The sequence below is a fragment of the Planomonospora algeriensis genome (assembly GCF_977012225.1).
On the sequence record NZ_CDRNDK010000486.1, the window covers coordinates 1 to 4,448 of the forward strand.

The window sequence follows — 4,448 nt, forward strand, 5'->3', positions numbered from 1 at the left end:
CGCCGGCGCGGCCGACCCGGTCGCCCTGGTGGAAGCGGAGACCGCCGACCTGGCGGCGCTGATCGCCGCGTGCGGCGGCGACGCCTTCACCGACGTCTCCCCCGCCTCCGGTGGCCGGCACGTGTACGTGCCGTGGGCGGCGCCGATCTCCTACGGGCCGATGCGGCGGCTGGCGGAGGCGTTGGCCCGCCGGTACGTCTCGCTCGACCCCTCGCCGATGCTCAACGCGGCGGAAGGGCTGATCGTGCCGCCCGGGGCGTGGGTCGGCGGTGGCGCCTTCCGGATGCTCACGGACCCTCCCGAGCTGGTCGACCGGGTGCTCGAGCAGCGCAACAACTCCGAGGTGTGGGCGGCGCTGCTGGACGCGCTCGCCCCCGAGCTGGAAGCGTGCGAGCTCGCCGCCGCTCCCCCCCGCGGCTCCGGTCGTCCCGGCGTCGAGAGACGAGTACGGGACGGCGTGGCGGCCCCGCCCGGACGGCCCCCGGCGCCCGCCTGTCCCCCCGCCTGGAGGAGCTCGCCCGCTCCGGCCGCTACGACGCCCGCCAGTACGCATCCCCCTCGGAGGCCCGGCAGGCGGTCGTGGCCGGCGCGGTGACGTGCGGATGGCGGCTCGCCGACCTGACCGCGCGGATGCGCTCCGGCGACTGGCCAGGCTTCACCGCCTTCTACAGCCGTTACGGCAGCGAGCAGCAGCGGGCCAAGGCGCTGCAGGCCGATTGGGAAAGCGCGACCCGGTGGCTGGCCGAGCGGAGCTCTGGCCGTGTGAGCCACACAAGGGGGAACACTCACAGGGGGGGCGCCCTGGCGGTGGTGGAGGGGGTGCCGGTCGAACTGAAACCTCCGCCCCCCGGAGCCGACCCGGTAGGGGAGCTGCGCAAGACCCGAGCCTGGTACTCGGCGTACGGCGCGGCGGTGCGGGCGGGCCGGTGGAAGGGCAAGCGGGGGCTGACCGTACGGCGGGTGCTGCTGGCGCTGCTGAAGGCCGCACAGCTGTCCCATTCGACGGTGGTGGGGTTCGGGGTGCGGAGCCTCGCCCTGCTGGCCGGCCTGGACGAGACGACGGTCGCGCGGGTGCTGCGAGCGCTGCGGGAGGAGCCCGAACCGTTCATCGACTGGGTGGCCGAGCACCGCGGCGAGCGGGCCGACATCTACCGGCTGGTCGTGCCGGAGGCGTACGCGGAGGCGGCGGCGTGGCGGTGCTGGCAGCCCGGCCGCCTCGGCGGCATCCACCCCGTCTTCCGCGTCCTCGGGGCTCCGGCCGCGTTCGCCTACGAGGTCCTGGGCGGCGAGCCGGTGCGGACGGTCGACGTGCCCGGCCTGGCCGAGCTGTCGGCGACCGGCGCGAACGACGGGCTGCGGCGCTCGCCGAGCACGGCCTGGCCGTACGGACGCCGGACGGGTGGGTACGCGGCCAGGAGGACCCGTCCGCCGTGGCCGAGCGGCTGGGGGTGCCGGAGATCGTCGCCGCGGTCGTGGACCGGTACCGGCGCGAGCGGGCCGCCTGGCGGACCTTCCTGGGGATCGTGCAGGCGCTGCGGCCGGAGTTCGAGGTCGAGGACTGGTCGCTGCCGGAAGAGGTGTACGCGGTGCTGGGGCCGCCGGCGTGGCTGGTGGCCGAGCCGCACGGGCCGCCTGCCCGGTTTTAATCGAGTCGTGGCGGGTGATGCGGATGCATACCCTTTCGTCTGTGACATTCACGTTCAGTGACAATAAGCAGACGGCGGGCCGAGCCCGGAAGCTCGGGCGGATGCTCGTGGAGAAGGCCGAGGAGATCCACCGCCCGGGCGCCGTAGTGGTACAGCCGCAGGACGAACTGGTCTTCTACGTGCTGTACGGCTGGTGGCGGTTCATCAACCGTTCCGCTGTCGCGTTCTGGCGGCTCCACGACGGCGGCTTCCCCATCGAGGGGCTCCCGCTGGTCCGCAACATCCTGGACCACACCTACAGCATGATGTGGCTGCGCGACGCAGGACCGGCGGGCGTGACCGTGCTGGGCGGCGTCGAGCTGGAGAAGCGGCGCAAGCTGATCAACAACGTCAAGCAGGAGTGGAAGACGCTCGAGGACTTCGATGCCTCCACCCTGCCCCCGATCACGGTGCCCGCCGAGGGGGACCCGGGCTATGACGCCTACTGCACGATGCTCGGCGAGTTCAAGAACTTCAGCAACCTGATCACGGCGTACGGGCGGGGCGACGCCTACCCGGTGTACCGGGTGCTGTCGAACTACAGCCACGCTGGCACGCAGACCGCCGAGGCCTACCTCGAGCCGCTGCAGGACGGGAAGTACGAGCTGCAGGCGATGCCCCGCACGTCGGGCAGCCACGGCCCCATCATCCACACCACCATCGCGCTCATCCAGGCCGGGGACGTGATGAGCGGTCTGATGGACGGTGATCCGATGCGGAAGCTGCTGAAGCAGGCTGCCAATGACATCGGGCTGGGGACGCCCGAGCTGCTGAGGGACGCGAGGAAGAAGCCGCTGCCGTCGGCGACCGCCTGAGCGGGCGTTCGCGGGCCGGAGCCCGCTGTCCACCGTGTGGTGGGCGGCGGGCTCCGCCGTTTCCTGGGGTGATCTTTCCGAGGCGACGTTAACGCCGGGATGTGCTTGTCTCCCGGGGCTTGAGGGAGCGGGCCGGATCGGGCCGCGCACTAGCAGGGTAAATAAATATGCCCTACACTTTATTGTGTGCGCGGTTGGATGCGGTTCCGCCGGCGCACACCCCTCTACTCCCAGGAAGGAAGGTCCCCTGTGACCATCACACCCCTCGCGCCCGACGACGATTACCCGGACGACCTCGACGTCATCCTGCTGCCCCTCCCGGACGGCGCGACCATCCCCCGCCTGGCGGACTGGGCGATCCCCGCAGCGATCACTGACACCCCCCAGAGCGTCAACCTGGCCAAACTCGCGCTGGCGTGCATCGCCATCAGCGAGGACCTGGCCGCCGCGCCGGACGGCACGCCCGAGGAGGACCTCCGCCGCCAGCGGCACCTGCTCGACTACCACGAGGCGCTGCGCGCGGTGACGGCCGACATCGGGCCGCTGCGGGTCGCCGTCACCCGCGACCAGGCGCTGGAGTTCGCCGAGACGGCCCACGCCGAAGCAACCGGCGGCGCCCGCGTGATCGCACTCGACGCGGCCGTCATCTGGGACGTGCTCGCCGCCGCCGGGCACGGCGGCCACGACGGCTGGACGCACGACCCGCGCTGGCCCGAGATCGTGTGCAGTTGCGGCGAGGCGCTGCGCTTCACCGCCCCGGCCGCCCGATAGAGGCGCGGGGGAAGAGGATGTCCCGCGCGACGTGCAGCGAGCCCGGATGCGAGCGGCCCCACCACGGGCGGGGCCTGTGCTGCACCTGCTACCACCGCTACGCCGAGCAGGGCATCCCCTTCCCCCGCCCGCCCCGCTCCGCAGCGAAACCGAAGAAGCCGACCGCCGGGCCGACCCTGGAGCGCTACCGGCGGTTCCTGGAGCTCAACCGGCAGGGCCTGCACGCCGCGGTGATCGCCGAGAAGATGGGCACCACCGCACGCACCATCGTCCGCTACCGCGCCGTCCTGGTGGCCTACCCCGAACCGGAGGCACCCGAGCCGGACACGCCGGAGGCCAGGAAGCGGCGGCAGCAGCTCGCCGAGCGCACCCTCACGTCCGCGCTGAACGCGGCGGTGCTCATCCGCGACGACGGCGCCGACGCCTGCCGGGCGTTCCTCGCCGGTCTGCCGGCCGACGAGCGGGCCGCGCTGCCGCACATCCTGGCGGCGCTCGTGCCCGTGGGCACGCCCGTCGACCGGCTGCTGTCGTGGATGCCCGGCCCCGGCGGGGGCGGGCCGGACCTGGTGGAGCGCCAGCGTCAGCGGCTCGCCGAGCGCGCCCTGAAGACCGCGCTCGCGTTCGCCGCGCTGGTGCGCGACCAGGACGCCGCCGGATGCCGGGACTTCCTCGCCGGTCTGCCCGCCGACGAGCGGGCCGCGCTGCCGTACCTGCTCGCCGCGCTCGTGCCCGTCGATGAACCCGTGACGGCGCTCCTGGACTGGATCACCTGGGACGAGGACGGGTTCCAGACCCGCCCCCGCCCGGACCCTGGCCCGGTCCTGTGCGCCGTCCACCGGGTCCCGGCCAGCCCGGCGGCCGCCAAACGCCACCGGCACCTCAAGGAGCCGGTGTGCGCCCCCTGCCGTAAGGCCGAACGCGCCTACCGCCGTGCCCTGCGCCAGAGCCGACGCGCCGCCTGAAGGAGACAACACCGTGAGGTACTACGCCATCCCCGACGACGAACGCCCCGGGACCGGACTGGTGTGCAACATCTGCCGCGCCCCGGTCGAGGTGCGGCCGTGCCCCGACCACGTCGAATTCGGCTCGGACGCCGACTGGTACGCCGCGACCGGCATGTGCGGCCGGTGCGGCCGCGACGGGCCGCACTGCGACGGCCGGTGCGGCTGCCGGTGCG

Annotated in this window: 5 protein-coding genes and 1 pseudogene; all 6 read left to right on the forward strand. The window is 73.3% G+C overall.

Going from position 1 to position 4,448, the window contains the following annotated elements:
* Positions 1 to 595: pseudogene (locus ACWJ6R_RS30840) on the forward strand (hypothetical protein); the annotation flags it as partial.
* Positions 580 to 1,707 (forward strand): hypothetical protein, encoded by a 1,128-nt coding sequence (locus ACWJ6R_RS30845; protein ID WP_449065595.1) that lies wholly within the window; start codon positions 580 to 582, stop codon positions 1,705 to 1,707. The pseudogene ACWJ6R_RS30840 and the gene ACWJ6R_RS30845, both read left to right, overlap by 16 nt.
* 40 nt (positions 1,708 to 1,747) lie before the next feature.
* The gene (locus tag ACWJ6R_RS30850; RefSeq protein WP_449065596.1) at positions 1,748 to 2,500 is read left to right on the forward strand and encodes a DUF5677 domain-containing protein; all 753 of its coding nucleotides are present in this window, start codon (positions 1,748 to 1,750) and stop codon (positions 2,498 to 2,500) included.
* A 249-nt stretch (positions 2,501 to 2,749) separates the two neighbouring features.
* A complete protein-coding gene (locus ACWJ6R_RS30855) occupies positions 2,750 to 3,271 on the forward strand; it encodes a hypothetical protein (RefSeq protein WP_449065597.1) in 522 nt (173 codons plus the stop codon).
* A 17-nt stretch (positions 3,272 to 3,288) separates the two neighbouring features.
* Positions 3,289 to 4,233, forward strand: a complete 945-nt coding sequence (locus ACWJ6R_RS30860; RefSeq protein WP_449065598.1) for a hypothetical protein — start codon at positions 3,289 to 3,291, stop codon at positions 4,231 to 4,233.
* A gap of 13 nt (positions 4,234 to 4,246) precedes the next feature.
* On the forward strand, positions 4,247 to 4,448 hold a 202-nt coding region (locus ACWJ6R_RS30865), incomplete at its 3' end, for a hypothetical protein (RefSeq protein WP_449065599.1).

Coding starts and splice junctions, on each gene's coding strand:
- ACWJ6R_RS30860 (WP_449065598.1), top strand. CDS start 3,289: ATGTCCCGCGCGACGTGCAGCGAGCCCGGATGCGAGCGGCCCCACCAC.
- ACWJ6R_RS30850 (WP_449065596.1), top strand. CDS start 1,748: ATGCTCGTGGAGAAGGCCGAGGAGATCCACCGCCCGGGCGCCGTAGTG.